Below are 15055 nucleotides of genomic sequence, written 5' to 3'. Positions count from 1 at the left end.
CCATGCCGCTTGTCCCGCACCCGACCTGCACCCCTCAGTGGATGCGGCTGGTGAGGGTCGACAGCGGCAGCCCCGTGCGGTGGTGCTGCACGGACAGCACCTCCGCGAGGATCGAGATCGCGGTGTGCTCAGGACTCGAGGCGCCCAGGTCGAGCCCGATCGGGGACCGAAGTCGAGCGAGCTCGGCATCCGTGAGGCCGCGATCGCGCAGGCCGGCCATGCGGTGCTCGTGGGTGCGCCGCGACCCCATCGCCCCGACGAACCCGGCCGGTGAACGAAGGGCGTGGTCGAGGGCGGGGAGGTCGACCTTCGGGTCGTGGGATAGGACGCAGACGGCGTCGTCGGTCGACCACGTCCGATCGGCGAGCCAGCGCCCGGGCCAGTCGACCACGACGGCGTGCGCGTCGGGGAACCGTTCCTTGGTGGTGAAGACCTCTCGCGGATCGACCACCGTGACGCGGAAGCCGGCGGCGGCGCCGAGGCGGCAGAGCGCGACGCCGAACTCGACGGCGCCGACCACGAGCAGATCGGGCTGACGGGCGGTCCGCAGGACGACGAGCGGCGCGTCGCTGCAGGCACCTCCGTCGGCCGTCAGCCCCAGGACGGCGTCGAGCCCAGCCGCGGCCCGTCGCAGCTGGTGCAGTCCTTCATCGCCCAGGGCCGCCAGGTCGGCCACCAGCACGGTGATGCTGCCGCCGCAGGTGAGGCCGGGTTCCAGGAGGTCGCCGGCGCCGAAGCGCAGCATCTGGGCCGGAGCCCCGGCCAGGACGGCCCGCGCCGCCTCGACGAGCTCGGACTCGACGCACCCTCCGCTGATGCTGCCGCTCACGTGGCCGTCGTCGGTCACCGCCATCGCGGCGCCGACCGTCCGCGGCGCGCTGCCGTCGACCGCGACGAGCGTCGCGACCGCGACGCGGTGGCCGCGGTCGAGTAGCGCGCAGAGGTCGGAGGCGAGGTCGAGCACCTGACCGACGCTAGGAGACAGGTGTTTCATCGAGTCGGCCTCAGTGAAACGCCCGTGAAACACCTCCTTGCGACGATCAGCGCGGGAAGGGACCACACATGGACGAGATCCGCAGCACCGCCGACGCGATCTGGCTCGACCGCGCGATCGACCTGGCCGTCGAGAACGTCGCGGCAGGTGGCGGGCCGTTCGGTGCCGTCATCGTCGCCGGCGACGAGGTCGTCGCGATCGGTCAGAACCGCGTGACCCGCGACCTCGACCCCACGGCCCACGCCGAGGTCCAGGCCATCAGGGCGGCGTGCCGAGAGGTGGGCGACTTCTCGCTCGTGGGCCACACGCTCTACACGTCCTGCGAGCCGTGCCCGCTGTGCGTCTCGGCCTCGCTGTGGGCGCGGCTGGATCGGGTGGTGTTCGCGGCGGACCGCGACGACGCGGCACGCGGCGGTTTCGACGACCGAGCCTTCTACGAGCTCTTCACCGTCGACCGCGCGACGTGGCCGACCCAGGTCGAGGAGCTCCGCCCGGCCCATGCGCCGGCCCCGTTCGACGCGTGGCTGTCGAACGTCGCCCGCACGGCGTACTGAGCGCGGGGTGCTGAGCGCGGCGTGCGTCACCCGTGAGTCGCGCCCGCCGTCCCACCCGCGACTTCTTAACCCCCGTGTCATCGGCACGGTACGCGCCGTGAAACGCGAGGCTCCTACGTTCGCATGACGCAACGGGGGTTTCGTCGCGAGCGGCACCGGAAGGTGGCCGCCGCACCACATCGAATGGGAGTTCCACATGAAGTACTCACCTCGCACGGGACGCTTTCGCGTCGCGACGGTGCTCGTCGCCGCCGGGCTCGTGCTCGCGGCCTGCGGCTCGGACTCCGACGGGGGGTCCGACGCGGACTCCGGCGACTTCGGCGAGCTGACGGTCCAGCTCTCCTGGATCAAGAACGCGGAGTTCGCCGGCGAGTTCTTCGCCGACTCGAAGGGTTACTACACCGACGCGGGCTTCAGCTCGGTCACCCTGAACGCGGGTCCGGGCGCCACTGAGAACCTCGTGCTCTCGGGCAATGCCGACTTCGGCCTCACCAACGCCGTCACGGTCGGTCAGATCGTGGCCGAGGAGGACGCGCCGCTCAAGATCGTCGGCACGACCTACCAGAAGAACCCGTTCACCATCCTGTCGCTGGAGTCCGGCGGCAACATCGCGACGGTCGACGACCTCAAGGGCAAGAAGATCGGCGTCCAGGCCGGCGGCAACGAGGTCCTGTTCGACGCGCTGCTCGCCGCCAACGACATCGATCCGTCCGAGGTCACGAAGGTCCCGGTCGAGTACGACCCCGCCCCACTGGTCAACGGTGAGGTCGACGGCTTCCTCGCGTACGTCACGAACGAGTCGATCATCGTCGAGTCGCAGGGCCTGCCCGTCACGAACCTGCTGTTCGCCGACAACGGCCTGCCGTTCGTCGCGGAGAGCATCATCACGACCGACGAGATGATCGAGAACGAGCCGGAGAAGGTCAAGGCCTTCCTCGAGGCCGAGATCCTCGGCTGGAAGGACGCCTGCGCGGACATCGAGGGCGGAGCCGCTCTCGCGGTCGACGAGTACGGCAAGGACCTGGGCCTGGAGCTCGACAAGGAGATCCAGCAGGCCACGACGCAGTGCGAGGAGCTGATCCTGACCGAGGACGTCACGGCCAACGGCTTCTTCACGATCACCGATGACCTGATCGACGAGAACATGGCCACCCTCGAGGCGGCCGGCATCGACCTCGAGGCGTCGGACCTGTTCGACCTCTCGTTGCTGACCGAGCTGTACGAGGACAAGCCGGAGCTCAAGGACTAAGTGCCCGTGAACGCCATCGCCGGCACCGGTGCCCAGGGAGTCGAAGGCTCCCTGGGCACCGGGGTCCGCATCCAGAACCTCTCCAAGACGTTCAGCCTCGGTCGCACGAAGGTCACGGCCCTCGACGACGCGACGCTGTTCACCGACAAGGGCAGCTTCCTGTCGCTGCTCGGTCCGTCCGGCTGCGGCAAGTCGACGATCCTGCGGATCCTCGCCGGGCTCGAGAAGCCCACCAGCGGCACCGCGCTGGTCGAGGGGAAGAGCCCGCTCGAGCTGCGTCGTGACCACGAGCTCGGGATCGCCTTCCAGGACTCCGCGCTGCTGCCGTGGCGCAGCGTCCTGGCCAACATCCGTCTGCCGTTCGAGGTGTCGGGCACCAAGCCCGACGCCGCGCTGATCGACGAGCTCATCCGGCTCGTCGGCCTCGAGGGCTTCGAGAAGGCCAAGCCGGCCCAGCTCTCGGGCGGCATGCGGCAGCGGGTGTCGATCGCGCGCTCGCTCGTGGTGAAGCCGTCGGTGCTGCTGCTCGACGAGCCGTTCGGTGCGCTCGACGACATGACGCGCCAGCGGCTCAACGTCGAGCTGCTGCGGATCTGGACCGAGAAGCCCGCGACGACGTTGATGGTCACGCACGGCATCGCGGAGGCGATCTTCCTGTCCGACCGGGTCGCTGTCATGAGTCCCCGTCCGGGCCGGATCAAGGCGATCATCGACGTCGACCTGCCCCGGCCCCGGCTGCCCGAGATGATGCGCACGCCGGAGTTCCACGCGCTGCACGACGAGGCGTCCGAGCTGCTGTTCGGCGCCGGTGGCGCCGCGGCGGGCGAGCACTGAGTTGGCTGCCGTGAACTCGGAGAGGGCCAGGCCGTACGTCATCGGTGGCGGTGGGTTGCTCGGCCTCGTCGCGGTGTGGTGGCTCGCGGCGGCGACCGTGCTGTCGGAGAAGGAGATCCCCACCCCGGGCGGGGTCGTCGCCGAGTTCGGCGACGCGGGCTTCGACTTCTACCGCGCCAACTTCACCGGCACGATCGAGGAGGCGGCGACGGGGTTCCTGTGGGGCAACGGCCTGGCGCTCGTCGTCGCGTCCCTGGTGCTGCTGGTGCCGTTCCTGGAGAAGGCCATCATGCAGGTGGCGGTCATCAGCTACTGCCTCCCGCTCGTTGCGCTCGTCCCGGTCCTCTACGTCGTGCTGGGGCCACCGGAGTCGGGTGATCCCAGCCCGACCGCGGTCGTGATCGCCGCGATCTCGGTGTTCTTCACGACGGTCGTCGGTGCCGTCCTGGGCTTCCGATCGGCGGACGCCACGAGTCTCGACGTCGTCAGCGTCTACGGCGGTGGCCGCTGGCAGCAGATGCGGCGGGTCCAGCTCGTCGCGGCACTGCCGTCGATCGTCTCGTCGCTGCAGATCGCCGCGCCGACGGCGTTCCTCGGGGCGATCCTGGGCGAGTACATCGGGGGGCTCGACCGGGGGGTCGCGCCGGCCCTGATCAACGCCGCGCAGAACCTCGATGCGGAGCGAGCCTGGAGCATCATGTTCCTTTGCGCCGCCGTCGCGGGCCTCGGCTACGCACTGTTCGGGCTGCTCGGGCGGCTCGTCGCCCCGTGGGCCACCGGGAAGGCGGCCTGACATGACCGAGTTCGGCATCGTCCGCGTGGAGGATCCCAAGAGCGTCGCGCGGCACGTCGCGATCGGACGGCTCAAGAGCGCCGGCTGGAGCATCGGCAAGACGCTGTTGAGCGGCGCGTCGGTCATGCTCATCATCCTGGTGCTGTGGGTCGCCTGGGTCGCCTGGGTCGACAACGACTTCATCGCGAAGGGCCCGTCCGACGTGTGGGCGTACCTCGTCGGCGACGACGACGCGCTCGAGAACCGGACCGAGGTGCTCGACCTCCTGGGTCGCACCTTGATCGACTCGGGCATCGGGTTCGTCGCCGGCATGGCCGCGGCGATCGTGCTGGCCGGGCTGATCGTCCTCAGCAAGGGCATCGAGGCCGCCGTCATGCCGGTGGCGATGATCCTGCGCGCGGTGCCGCTCATCGCGATGGCCCCGGTCATCATCCTGATCTTCGGTCGCGGGTTCTCCTCGGTCGCGGTCATCAGCGGCATCGTCGTGCTGTTCCCGGCGCTCGTGACGATCGTGTTCGGGCTGCGAGCCGTGTCGCAGCAGATGCGCGACCTCGTGCACGTCTACGGCGGCAGCGACTGGGACGCCCTGCGCAAGGTGGCGTTCCCCTTCGCCCTGCCGTCACTGTTCGCGGCGATCCGGATCTCGGTGCCGGGCGCCATCACCGGGGCGCTGATCGCGGAGTGGCTCGCCACCGGACGGGGGATCGGCTACGGCGTCGTCTCGGCAGCCGGCCAGTCGCAGAACACCAAGGTGTGGGCGCTCGTCGTCGTCATCACGGTCGTGTCGCTGGTGCTGTACACGGTCGCGCAGGTCGTGGAGTCGTACGTGCTGAACCGGTTCGGGAAGGATGCCGGTCGTGCCTGAAGCGGTGGCCGGCCTCGTGCTGGCCGCCGGCTCGGGACTGCGGTTCGGCATGCCGAAGGCACTGGCGCGCACCGGGGACGGCACCCCGTGGATCACGGTGGCGTGCGAGGCGCTGCGCGGAGGCGGCTGCGGACCCGTCGTGGTGTCACTCGGTGACCTGGCGGAGTGTGCGCTCCACCTCGTGCCCGCGGACGTGGACCCGGTCGTCGTGCGCGACCACGGCACCGGACTGTCCGCATCGCTGCGCGCCGGGCTCCTGGCGTTGACGACGACCTCCGCCGAGGTCGTCGTGGTGACGTTGGTGGACCTGCCGGAGCAGTCGCCCGACGCCGTGGTCCGCGTGCTCGGCGCACGCCCCGGCACCGCGACGCTCCGCCGAGCGACGTTCGACGGGCGTGTGGGGCACCCGGTCGTGATCGGACGCGATCACTGGGACCCGTTGCTCGGGCACCTGGCCGGCGATGCCGGTGCCCGGTCCTACCTCGCCGCGCGCGGCGCGACCGGCGTCGACTGCACCGACCTCGGTGGGGGTCGCGACGTCGACGTGGCGTCATGACGGTGGAGTCGTGACCTAGGCCGGTTCGCCGTGGAGGAGCGTGCGCAGCGTCGTGACGACACCGTTGTCGAGGTTCGAGGGTGCGGTGTGCCGCGCTCGGGCCAGCACCTCGGGGTGGGCGTTCGCCATCGCGAAGGAGTGGTCGGCCATGTCGAGCATCTCGAGGTCGTTCAGGTAGTCGCCGAAGGCGGCGGTCTGGGCGGCGGTGACGCCGAGCCGCTCCTGGAGCTGCTGCACGGCTCGACCCTTGTTGGCCCCCGCTGCCATGACGTCGATCCAGTGCGGTCCGGAGACCACGACCTGGTGCGTCCGGCGAAAGCGCTCGAGCGACGGCGCTGTGCCGGTCTCGGCGTCACCGAAGTCGAAGATCGCCAGCTTCACGACGTCGTCGTCGACGGCGAGCAGGTCGGCCACGTGCTCGAGGGCGGCGTAGTACCGGCGTGACTCGGCGAGGAACGCCTCGTCGGTGCGCTCGACGTACGCCGACCGCTTGCCGCAGACGACCACGCCGAGGTCGCTGCCCTCCTCGGACAGGTGGCGGAGCAGGGTGACGGCGTCGACGACGAGCTCGCGGTCGAGCGTGACCGAGGCCAGCTCTCGACCGTCGCGCACCACGAACGTCCCGTTCTCGGCGATGAACGGCATGCCGTCCGCGGCGCGCTCGAAGAGCTGGGCGAGCGTGGCGTACTGACGTCCGCTCGCGGGGACGAAGGCGATCTCCCGGTCGCGCATCGTCTCCAGGAGGGGCCACAGGGCGTCGGGCACCCGGCCGTCCGCGTCGAGCAGGGTGCCGTCCATGTCGGCGACGACCATCCGGAGGTCGGGCAGCGCGCCCGGCGGGGTGGGGGTCATGGGCTGACCGTACGTGCGGTGGGACGCGCCGGGTGGTGGCGGTCCTCGGATTCCCATCGCCGGAGGTCGCCCGGCGGCTAGCCTGCGTGCCAGCGAGCCGGAACCACCGGCTCCGCGGGAAAGGCGACGGCGTGGCGGTCGATCCGAATGGGCAGGACCTCAAGCGCTACCTGGCGGAGGACGAGGGCGGCGAGGTCGTGATGCTCAACCTCCTGCGGTTCCGTCCGGACGGTCGCGAGTCCTACGCCTCCTACTCGCGCGAGATCCTGCCGTTCCTGCAGAAGGTCGGCGGGTCCGTCGTCTACGCCGGTGAGTGCGGCACGTCGCTGGTGCCCGCTGCCGGAAGCGGCTGGGACGCCGTGCTCCTCGTGCGCTACCCCTCGCGGAGCGCGTTCTCCGAGATGGTGGCCGATCCGGACTACCAGCGCATCACGCACCTGCGCACCGAGGCACTCGAGGAAGCCGTGCTGCAGGCCACCTCGCCCTGGGCCTGAATCGGCGCGACGGCCGGTTGATCGTCAACCGATCTTCGGCGTCGGGTCGACCCAGGGCAGGGGCTCCGCGCACAGGCGTTCGGCCTCCGTGCGGTCGAGGCCGAGAGCGACCAGGACGTCCGACGCGACACCGTCGACCGTCGAGGCCTCGTCGAGCTCCGGCCGGTCGTGCAGCAGATGACCCAGCTCGATCATCGCGCCCGTCACGACGACCATGGCCCGGTCGACGTCGACCTCGCGGAAGCGACCGGCCTCCTGTGCGGCCCGGATGTCGCGCCGCGCGCGCGGCCCCATGCCGTCGGGCGACTTCGAGAGCGCGTGCCCTTGGGTCAGGAGCACACGGCTGAGCTGCGGCTCCAGCCGGTGCAGCCGGCCGGTGAGCCGGAAGCTGCGCGCGAAGAGAGCGGCCGGATCGGTCGTGCCGTCGTCGACGGCGTCGAGGGACTCGGCCCACTGCCCGAGGGCTGACTCGATCGCCGCGGCGAACAGGGCGTCCTTCGAGTCGAAGTGGTTGTAGAAGGTGCCGATGCCGACGTCGGCGCGCTCGGTGACCTCCTGGATCGGCACGCCGGTGCGTCCCTCCACCAGCAGGTCCTGAGCCGCGGCGATGAGGGCGGACCGGGTCTGCGCGCGGCGGCGGTCGAAGCGTGACGTGCTCGTCGGGACTTCGGCCATGCCACGGATCCTAGCCCCCGGAACTGCTTGCCGACGGGCGACCGTGACCCTAGACTGAAGAAATCTTCAGTTTCGGAGGAATCCTCGATGAGTGTCATCGCCCATGAGCACGACGACAGCCACCGCGACCTGCACAGCGAGCAGGGCCCGCGGTCCGGCGAGCACCGCGACCGGTCGCCCGATCCCGTCATCAAGGTGCACGACATCGCCTGGCTGGAGTTCGAGAAGCCCGACCTCGCGGCTGCCGAGGTGTTCGCGCGCGCCTTCGGCTTCGAGGTGACGCACCGTTCGGCGCACGAGCTCAATCTGCGTGGCGCGTTGGCCGGGAGTCCCTGCGTCGTCATCCGCAAGGGCGAGGGATCACGGTTCGTGGGTCCGGCCTTCCGTGCCGCCGCCACGACCGACCTGCTCCGGCTCGCCGAGGCCACCGGCACCAAGGCCAGGCGGCTGCCGGAGCACCTCGGCGGACTGAGTGTCGACGTCCGCGAGCCGGCAGGAGCGCTGGTCCGGGTGGTCGCCGACACGATCGAGCACCCGGCTCTGGGGACGCAGCCCGTCCACACGTTCAACTTCGGCGGTGCGCACGACCGAGCCAACGCGACGCAGAGGCCGCCGCGCCAGCCCGCCGTCGTGGAGCGGCTGGGGCACGTCGTGCTGCAGACCACGAAGTACCTGGCGTCGCTGAACTGGTACCTCGACCACCTGGGCCTGATCGTCTCGGACTTCCTCTACTTCCCGGGGCAGCGCCACCGCGGCCCCACGATGAGCTTCATCCGGTGCGACCGCGGGGACACCCCGGCCGACCACCACACGCTCGCCATGACCCTCGGGCCCCGCAACCGGTACGTGCACTCGGCGTACCAGGTGGCCGACCTCGACGCCCTCGCGGCGGGCGGCGAGCACCTGAAGGACCTCGGGTACCACCACTCCTGGGGCATCGGCCGGCACATCCAAGGCAGCCAGATCTTCGACTACTGGCGCGATCCGGACGGCTTCCTCGTCGAGCACTTCAGCGACGGCGACCTGTTCGACGCGTCCCTCGAGCCCGGCTGGGCCGAGATGACGGCGAGCGGCCTGGCCCAGTGGGGTCCGCCCGCCACCGCCGACTTCCTCGGCATCGCGCCCGGCCGCGAGTCGCTGCGGGAGGCCCTGTCGATGACCACCGCCCTGCGCGACGACAACGAGTTCGACCTGACCCGCCTGTTCGGCCTGATGAAAGTTGCCCGCTCATGACGCTTCCCGTTCTCCGCACCGCCGACGCCTGGTGGCTGCAGCGCCCCGACGGCGCGGTCCGCATCGCGACCGCCGCGACGACGACCGCCGAGCTCCTCGCCGACCGGGGCGCCGTGCTCGCGGCGCGTGAGGCGGGCGATCCCGTGCCGGTCGCCGACCTCGCGCTCGTCTCGCCCGTCACGGCGCCGTGCCGCGTCGTGGCCCAGATGGCCAACTACGCGAGCCACGCCAAGGACGCCGGCATGGACCCCGGCGCGGTCCCGCTGGCGTTCTTCCGCAAGGCCTCCGGCTCGATCAACGGACCGCACGACGACATCGTGCGACCGGCCCACGTGACGCTGCTCGACTACGAGGTCGAGATCGGCCTCGTCATCGGGCGCGAGGTGGCCGTGGGCACCGAGATCACGGAGTCCGATCTCCCGGGGATGGTCGCGGCGCTCGTCGTGACCAACGACGTCTCGGCGCGCGACCAGCAGCTGCCGAAGACGCAGTTCTACGAGTCCAAGTCGTACCCCACGTTCACGCCGGTCGGACCCGTGCTGCTGATCCTGGAGGAGGGCGAGCTCGCCCGGTTCGCCGAGCTGCGCCTGCGGCTCTGGGTCAACGGCGAGCTGCGTCAGGACGAGCTGGCCTCCGACATCATCTACGGCCCGCTCGAGGCGTTCCGGGCGCTCGCCCGGTTCCAGCAGCTCGCGCCCGGCGACCTGCTCCTCACGGGCACCCCGGTCGGCACCGCCCTCAGCGCGCCGCCCAAGCCGATCGAGATCATCGGCTCGCTCCTGCCACCGGCGACCAAGTGGCGCATCTTCTTCAAGAAGCAGGCCAAGAACCCGCGCTACCTGCAGGACGGCGACCTCGTGGAGGTCGCGATCGCGACCGACGACGGGGAGATCGACCTCGGGTCCCAGCGCGCGAGCGTGCGGTGGACCGCGTGAGCCTGGCCCTGATCGTCCTCACGGTCGTCGTCGGTGCGGTGCTGGCCGCGGCGGGGACGGCCAAGGTCGCGGCCGTCCCCGACATGCGGGCACGGGCCGCGCACCTGGGCTTCTCGGTCGCGAGCTACCGACTCATCGGTGGCCTGGAGGTGGCGGGTGTCGGGGGACTGGCCGCCGGACTGGCGTGGGCACCGATCGGCATCGCCGCGGCCCTCGGCCTTCTCGCGATGATGGTGGGTGCCGTCGTGTGCCACGTCCGCGCGGGAGATCGCCTGGTCGAAGCGGTGCCCGCGATCGTCGTGGGCGCCGCCGTGGTCGCGGTCGTCGTGCTCCAGGTGCGGACGGCGTGAGCACGACCCCGGCCCCGCACGTCACCCCCGTGCTGATCATCGGCGCAGGGCCCACCGGTGCGTGTGCGGCGCTCGAGCTCGCGCGTCACGGCATCCCCAGCACCGTGGTCGATCGGTGGGAAGGCGTCTACCCGCAGCCGCGGGCCGTCCACCTCGACGACGAGGTGCTGCGCATCCTCGGCCGCCTCGGGGTCGCCGAGCGCTTCGCCGCGATCTCGCGTCCGGGCGGGGGCCTGCGTCTGGTCGACGCCGGGCTCCGGGTGCTGGGCGAGTTCCCGCGCGAAGGGGTCTCGCCCAGCACGGGGTTCACCCGCGCCAGCATGTTCGACCAGCCGGACCTCGAGGGCCTGCTGCGCGAGCGGCTGGCCGAGACGGCGGAGATCACGCTCCTGGGTGGGCGCGAGGTAACCGCGATCGAGCGGATCGGCGACGGCCGGGTGCGCGTGCGGGCGCGCGCGAGCGACTCCGGTGAGGAGCAGGTCCTCGACGCCGAGGTCCTGCTCGGCTGCGACGGCGCCAACAGCCTCGTCCGCCGGTCGATCGGCTCGACCATGCTCGACCTGGGGTTCGAGCAGCGGTGGCTCGTCGTCGACGTCCGCACCAGCGCCGACCTGCAGCAGTGGGAGGGCGTCCACCAGGTCTGTGACAGCACCCGGGCCGCCACGTACATGCGCATCGGGCCGGACCGGTACCGCTGGGAGTTCCAGCTCCTCGAGCACGAGGCGGCCACCGACTTCGCCTCGATCGCGGCGCTCGCGCCCCTGCTCGCCCCGTGGACGACCGGCGTCGACCCGTCGGCGCTGGAGGTCATCCGGTCGGCCGAGTACACCTTCCGCGCCGCGATCGCCGACCGCTGGCGTGCCGGGCGCATCTTTCTGCTGGGCGACGCCGCCCACCTCACGCCGCCGTTCATCGGTCAGGGCATGGGCGCAGGCATCCGCGACGCGAGCAACCTCGGGTGGAAGGTCGCCGGGTTCCTCGACGGGTCCCTGTCGGCCGACGTGCTCGACACCTACGAGCCGGAGCGGTCGCGTCACGCGCGGTCGATGATCGACATGGCGCACCTCCTCGGCACGGTCATGACCCGCGGCGGTCGGGTCGGGGACGCAGTGCGCGCCGCGGTCGTGCCGCTGCTCAAGCGCGCACCGCTCGTCCGGCGGCGGTTCATCGACAGCGCCACCCCGCCGCTGCACGGCTCCTCGCTCGTCGCCCCGGGTGGGGGTGACCGCCTGGCGGGCCGGCTCTGTCCCAATGTCGTGAACGGCCGCCGCGTCGTCGACGACCTGGTCGGACCGAGCTGGGCGCTGGTGACGGCGGCGGCCCCGTCGCCGTCCGACCGGCGCGAGCTCGAGACCCGGGGTTGCGCCGTTGTCGAGGTCGCGTCCCGACCTGAGCTGTCTGCCTGGCTGCACGAGGGCCGGGCCGCCGCCGCACTGGTGCGGCCGGACCGGACGACCGTGGCCTCCGGCCAGGACGTCTCCGCGCTCGTCGGTCGGCTCGTCTCCCTGATCACTCCCACGTCTGCCGAGGTCCCTGCATGACCACGACCATCCCGACCTACCGCCCCGACGTGTACTCGCGCGACGCGATCCTCGACCCGTACCCGCACTACGAGCAGATGCGGGCCCTCGGTCCGGTCGTGCGCCTCGCCAAGCAGCGAGTGCTGGCGGTGACGAGGTACGACGACTGCAAGCAGGTGCTGCTGGACGACGCCACGTTCGTCTCCGGCCGCGGCGTGGCGCTCAACCCCGTGGCCAACCGGCTGAGCCGCGGCACGACGCTCAACAGCGACGGCGAGGAGCACGACCGACGCCGCAAGATCCTCGCGTCGCGCCTGACCCCGAAGGCCCTGCGCTCGATGCGCGACGAGGTCGAGCAGCGTGCGGACGCCGTCGTGGCGGCAGCGGTCGAGAAGGAGCACGTCGACGGTGTCGGCGACATCGCCGAAGCACTGCCGACCTCGTTCGTGCCGGACCTGATCGGCTGGCCCCAGGAGGGACGCGAGAACCTGCTGCGGTGGGCCGGCGCCACGTTCGACTCCCTCGGACCGGTCAACGGTCAGACCCTTCGCACGGCGCCCTCCACGATCGGGATGATGCGGTTCGCGCGCTCGGTCGTGCGGCGCGGCGCGGTGCAGCCCGGTTCGATGGGCGCCGACCTCCTCGAGAAGGTCGAGAGCGGCGAGCTGGGCCGTGGCGAGTGTCCGGCCCTCATGATCGACTACCTCGCGCCTTCGCTCGACACGACGATCAGTGCGATCGCCAGTGCCCTGATGCTCCTGGCCACGCACCCCGACCAGTGGGCGGCGCTCAAGGCGGATCCGTCGCTGATCGCCAACACGGTCAACGAGGTGGTCCGGCTCGAGGCGCCGCTGCGCGCGTTCGCGCGCCACGTCGAGCGCGACACCGAGATCGGCGGGGTCGCCGTGGAGGCCGGTTCACGGGTCGTCGTGTTCTACGCCTCGGCCAACCGCGACGAGCGTGTCTGGGACGACCCGAGCACGTTCGACATCACCCGCGACGCGGCCGCCCAGCTGGGCTTCGGGCAGGGCGCGCACGGCTGCGCGGGCCAGGGCCTGGCCCGGCTCGAGACGCAATCGATCCTGCGGTCGATCGTCGATCGCGTCGAGCGCCTCGAGGTCACGGGTCAGCCCACCTGGGGACTCAACAACATCATCCACAAGCTCGACCACCTGCCGCTGCGGCTCGTGGCCGACGGAAGGGGACAGTGACCATGAAGATCATCGCCGACTACGACCGGTGCGAGGGCCACGGCCTGTGCGTCGACCAGGCTCCCGAGGTGTTCGACCTGGACGACGAGGGCGACCTCGTCCACCACTTCGACGGAACCGACCTGCCGGCGGAGCACGAGGCGGCCGGTCGCCGTGCGGCCGACTCCTGTCCGGTGGCAGCGCTGCGGCTGGCATGAGCCCACGCGACGTCGTGGTGGTCGGTGGGTCGACCGCTGGGGCCACCGTCCTGCGTGAGCTCCGCTCCCACGGCTACGACGGCCGACTGACCCTCGTCGACCCCGAGCCGGGCACGAACCGGCCGCCGCTGTCGAAGGCCGTGCTGGCCGACGCGAGCGCCGAGCCCTCGGTGCTGATGGACCACACCTCCCTCGACCTCGAGCACGTTCGCGCAGTCGCCACGGGCCTCGACCACGCCTCTCGGACCGTGTTCAGCGCCGATGGTGGCACGCACCCGTTCGACGCTCTCGTGATCGCGACCGGTTCGCGGGCTCGGCGCATCGCGGCGTCCGGACAGACCGGGGAGGCGGTCCTGCGCACCGTCGATGACGCCCGTCGTCTTCGGGAGCGGTTCGCGGAGGCGAGGTCAGCGGTCGTGGTCGGCGCGGGGTTCCTCGGGCTCGAGGTGGCCACGGCCGCAGCCAAGGCCGGTGCGGCCGTGACCGTCGTGGACGTCGACCCACCGCTCGAGCGGCTGCTCGGCCCCCATCTGGCGTCGTCGGTCTGTCAGCGTGCAGCCACGCTCGGGATCGTCTTTCGGCGGTCGGGCGCGGAGCTGGTGGGGGAGCCGGTCCGGGGCGTCCGGCTCGAGGACGGCGAGGTGCTCGTGGCCGACGTCGTCGTGAGCTGCGTCGGCGACGAGCCGGTGACCGACTGGCTCCGCGACTCGGGCCTCGAGATCGACGGCGGTGTCGTGATCGACGACCGGGCGCGCACGAGCCTGCCGGACGTCTACGCCGCCGGGGACGCCGTCGTGGTGCGAACCGGTGACGGCATCGTCCGTGCGCCGTTCTGGGCCAACGCGGTCACCCAGGGACGGGTCGTGGCCGCCTCGATCCTCGGACAGCCGGTCGAGGACCCGATCGTGGACCACTACTTCTGGACCGAGATCGCCGGCACGGCGATCAGGGTCGTCGGTCCGGTTCCGCTCGTGGGCGACCCGGAGGTGCTGGAGGACGCCGGCTCGGGGAGCGGTCTGCTGGCGTGGGGCTCGTCGTCGGTCGTGGCGTACGGCATCCGCCGCTCGGTTCCCAAGCTGCGTGCCGCGCTGCGCGACCTCTGAGCATCAAGCCGGTCCGGCGCCGGCGGGCTCAGGTGAGGCCGCGCAGCACGAAGGCCGAGGCCGTCGCGGCGAGCGACTCGAGGTCGCCGCGCCGGTCGTCACGCCACTCGAGGGTCTGGTTCAGTGCTCCGGTCACGAGCAGGCGGGCGTGGTGGAGATCGAGATCGCCGCGGATCTCGCCGGCCGCCTGGGCCGTTTGCAGCAGGCGCGCCCAGATGTCGTCGTGCGCACCATGCGATGCCATGAGGCGGTGGCGCACGGCGTCGGGGACGTGCGCGGCGTTCCGGACGGTCGCCGCGGCATAGCTCGACGGATCCAGCAGGTGACGCAGGTGCGCCACGACCGCCACCGAGAGTCGCTCCAGCGGCGCGGTGTCGTCCGGCAGGGTGTCGAGGGCGGCCTCGAGGTGCTCGCGCATCCCTGCGGTGCCGGAGTGCAGGACCTCCTCCACGAGGTCCTCGCGCGAGGCGAAGTAGTAGTAGATGGCTGGTGCCTGCACCTCGGCCTTCTCAGCGACCTCCCCGAGCCGGGTGCTGGCGTACCCGCGAGTGGCGAGCACCTCGGCGGCGGCGTCGAGGATGCGCCGGCGGGTCCGCGCCGACTTGGACTCCTCGTCGTCGGGCTGCGTGCGGACCATGCA

The 15055-nt window shown here is 71.5% G+C and carries 18 protein-coding genes; 14 read left to right on the top strand and 4 right to left on the bottom strand.

Annotation, left to right across the window (positions count from 1 at the left end; translation table 11 throughout):
- Positions 1 to 34: 34 nt before the first annotated feature.
- Positions 35 to 964 carry an XdhC family protein gene (locus V6S66_RS15190; protein WP_334207625.1) on the bottom strand — a complete coding sequence of 310 codons (930 nt, stop codon included), beginning with the start codon at positions 962 to 964 and terminating at the stop codon, positions 35 to 37.
- A 98-nt stretch (positions 965 to 1062) separates the two neighbouring features.
- On the opposite strand from V6S66_RS15190, the gene V6S66_RS15185 reads away from it, so the two are divergent.
- From V6S66_RS15185 to V6S66_RS15160, 6 genes are all read left to right on the top strand, one after another.
- The gene (locus V6S66_RS15185; RefSeq protein ID WP_334207624.1) at positions 1063 to 1548 is read left to right on the top strand and encodes a nucleoside deaminase; all 486 of its coding nucleotides are present in this window, start codon (positions 1063 to 1065) and stop codon (positions 1546 to 1548) included.
- Positions 1549 to 1744: 196 nt separating this feature from the next.
- The gene (locus V6S66_RS15180; RefSeq protein WP_334207623.1) at positions 1745 to 2797 is read left to right on the top strand and encodes an ABC transporter substrate-binding protein; all 1053 of its coding nucleotides are present in this window, start codon (positions 1745 to 1747) and stop codon (positions 2795 to 2797) included.
- A 6-nt stretch (positions 2798 to 2803) separates the two neighbouring features.
- Entirely contained in the window at positions 2804 to 3631 is an 828-nt protein-coding gene (locus V6S66_RS15175) for an ABC transporter ATP-binding protein (protein ID WP_334207622.1), read from the top strand.
- 10 nt (positions 3632 to 3641) lie between these two features.
- Positions 3642 to 4424, top strand: a complete 783-nt coding sequence (locus V6S66_RS15170; RefSeq protein ID WP_334207621.1) for an ABC transporter permease — start codon at positions 3642 to 3644, stop codon at positions 4422 to 4424.
- 1 nt (position 4425) lies between these two features.
- Positions 4426 to 5289 carry an ABC transporter permease gene (locus tag V6S66_RS15165; RefSeq protein ID WP_334207620.1) on the top strand — a complete coding sequence of 288 codons (864 nt, stop codon included), beginning with the start codon at positions 4426 to 4428 and terminating at the stop codon, positions 5287 to 5289.
- On the top strand, positions 5282 to 5845 hold the full coding sequence (locus tag V6S66_RS15160; protein ID WP_334207619.1) for a nucleotidyltransferase family protein: 564 nt from the start codon (positions 5282 to 5284) through the stop codon (positions 5843 to 5845). The genes V6S66_RS15165 and V6S66_RS15160 overlap by 8 nt, the downstream gene beginning before the upstream one ends.
- A gap of 15 nt (positions 5846 to 5860) precedes the next feature.
- Here the strand turns inward: V6S66_RS15160 and V6S66_RS15155 are convergent, their stop codons facing one another.
- Positions 5861 to 6697 (bottom strand): Cof-type HAD-IIB family hydrolase, encoded by an 837-nt coding sequence (locus tag V6S66_RS15155; RefSeq protein WP_334207618.1) that lies wholly within the window; start codon positions 6695 to 6697, stop codon positions 5861 to 5863.
- Between the two features lie 131 nt (positions 6698 to 6828).
- Here V6S66_RS15155 and V6S66_RS15150 point away from each other — a divergent pair, with 131 nt between their 5' ends.
- Positions 6829 to 7191, top strand: coding sequence for a DUF1330 domain-containing protein (locus V6S66_RS15150; protein ID WP_334207617.1), 363 nt, complete (start codon positions 6829 to 6831; stop codon positions 7189 to 7191).
- Positions 7192 to 7215: 24 nt separating this feature from the next.
- Here the strand turns inward: V6S66_RS15150 and V6S66_RS15145 are convergent, their stop codons facing one another.
- Positions 7216 to 7866, bottom strand: a complete 651-nt coding sequence (locus V6S66_RS15145) for a TetR/AcrR family transcriptional regulator (protein ID WP_334207616.1) — start codon at positions 7864 to 7866, stop codon at positions 7216 to 7218.
- A gap of 87 nt (positions 7867 to 7953) precedes the next feature.
- Between V6S66_RS15145 and V6S66_RS15140 the strand changes: the two genes are divergently transcribed.
- From V6S66_RS15140 to V6S66_RS15110, 7 genes are read left to right on the top strand one after another with little or no spacing between them, the layout of a single operon-like run.
- On the top strand, positions 7954 to 9099 hold the full coding sequence (locus V6S66_RS15140) for a VOC family protein (RefSeq protein WP_334207615.1): 1146 nt from the start codon (positions 7954 to 7956) through the stop codon (positions 9097 to 9099).
- Positions 9096 to 10034: a fumarylacetoacetate hydrolase family protein gene (locus tag V6S66_RS15135; protein WP_334207614.1), complete on the top strand. Its 939-nt coding sequence runs from the start codon at positions 9096 to 9098 to the stop codon at positions 10032 to 10034. The genes V6S66_RS15140 and V6S66_RS15135 overlap by 4 nt, the downstream gene beginning before the upstream one ends.
- On the top strand, positions 10031 to 10384 hold the full coding sequence (locus V6S66_RS15130; RefSeq protein WP_334207613.1) for a DoxX family protein: 354 nt from the start codon (positions 10031 to 10033) through the stop codon (positions 10382 to 10384). Before V6S66_RS15135 ends, V6S66_RS15130 begins: the two co-directional genes overlap by 4 nt.
- A complete protein-coding gene (mhpA, locus tag V6S66_RS15125) occupies positions 10381 to 11925 on the top strand; it encodes a bifunctional 3-(3-hydroxy-phenyl)propionate/3-hydroxycinnamic acid hydroxylase MhpA (RefSeq protein ID WP_334207612.1) in 1545 nt (514 codons plus the stop codon). Before V6S66_RS15130 ends, mhpA begins: the two co-directional genes overlap by 4 nt.
- Complete coding sequence (locus tag V6S66_RS15120; RefSeq protein WP_334207611.1) at positions 11922 to 13115, top strand: cytochrome P450; 1194 nt, start codon at positions 11922 to 11924, stop codon at positions 13113 to 13115. The genes mhpA and V6S66_RS15120 overlap by 4 nt, the downstream gene beginning before the upstream one ends.
- A gap of 2 nt (positions 13116 to 13117) precedes the next feature.
- Complete coding sequence (locus tag V6S66_RS15115) at positions 13118 to 13312, top strand: ferredoxin (RefSeq protein ID WP_334207610.1); 195 nt, start codon at positions 13118 to 13120, stop codon at positions 13310 to 13312.
- Complete coding sequence (locus V6S66_RS15110; protein WP_334207609.1) at positions 13309 to 14415, top strand: NAD(P)/FAD-dependent oxidoreductase; 1107 nt, start codon at positions 13309 to 13311, stop codon at positions 14413 to 14415. Before V6S66_RS15115 ends, V6S66_RS15110 begins: the two co-directional genes overlap by 4 nt.
- A gap of 28 nt (positions 14416 to 14443) precedes the next feature.
- Here the strand turns inward: V6S66_RS15110 and V6S66_RS15105 are convergent, their stop codons facing one another.
- The gene (locus V6S66_RS15105; protein WP_334207608.1) at positions 14444 to 15052 is read right to left on the bottom strand and encodes a TetR/AcrR family transcriptional regulator; all 609 of its coding nucleotides are present in this window, start codon (positions 15050 to 15052) and stop codon (positions 14444 to 14446) included.
- Between the last annotated feature and the right edge of the window lie 3 nt (positions 15053 to 15055).

This window comes from Aeromicrobium sp. Sec7.5 (assembly GCF_036867135.1).
In the GTDB taxonomy this organism is placed as follows: domain Bacteria; phylum Actinomycetota; class Actinomycetes; order Propionibacteriales; family Nocardioidaceae; genus Aeromicrobium.
The sequence above is the reverse complement of the archived record's forward strand: the minus strand, read 5'-3'. Positions and strand labels throughout refer to the sequence as shown.

What these genes read in the sequence shown, in the direction of transcription:
- V6S66_RS15180 (WP_334207623.1), top strand. Translation starts at nt 1,745, where the DNA reads ATGAAGTACTCACCTCGCACGGGACGCTTTCGCGTCGCGACGGTGCTC.
- V6S66_RS15155 (WP_334207618.1), bottom strand. Translation starts at nt 6,697, where the DNA reads ATGACCCCCACCCCGCCGGGCGCGCTGCCCGACCTCCGGATGGTCGTC.
- V6S66_RS15110 (WP_334207609.1), top strand. Translation starts at nt 13,309, where the DNA reads ATGAGCCCACGCGACGTCGTGGTGGTCGGTGGGTCGACCGCTGGGGCC.
- V6S66_RS15165 (WP_334207620.1), top strand. Translation starts at nt 4,426, where the DNA reads ATGACCGAGTTCGGCATCGTCCGCGTGGAGGATCCCAAGAGCGTCGCG.
- V6S66_RS15105 (WP_334207608.1), bottom strand. Translation starts at nt 15,052, where the DNA reads ATGGTCCGCACGCAGCCCGACGACGAGGAGTCCAAGTCGGCGCGGACC.
- V6S66_RS15120 (WP_334207611.1), top strand. Translation starts at nt 11,922, where the DNA reads ATGACCACGACCATCCCGACCTACCGCCCCGACGTGTACTCGCGCGAC.
- V6S66_RS15185 (WP_334207624.1), top strand. Translation starts at nt 1,063, where the DNA reads ATGGACGAGATCCGCAGCACCGCCGACGCGATCTGGCTCGACCGCGCG.
- V6S66_RS15135 (WP_334207614.1), top strand. Translation starts at nt 9,096, where the DNA reads ATGACGCTTCCCGTTCTCCGCACCGCCGACGCCTGGTGGCTGCAGCGC.
- V6S66_RS15115 (WP_334207610.1), top strand. Translation starts at nt 13,118, where the DNA reads ATGAAGATCATCGCCGACTACGACCGGTGCGAGGGCCACGGCCTGTGC.
- V6S66_RS15145 (WP_334207616.1), bottom strand. Translation starts at nt 7,866, where the DNA reads ATGGCCGAAGTCCCGACGAGCACGTCACGCTTCGACCGCCGCCGCGCG.
- V6S66_RS15140 (WP_334207615.1), top strand. Translation starts at nt 7,954, where the DNA reads ATGAGTGTCATCGCCCATGAGCACGACGACAGCCACCGCGACCTGCAC.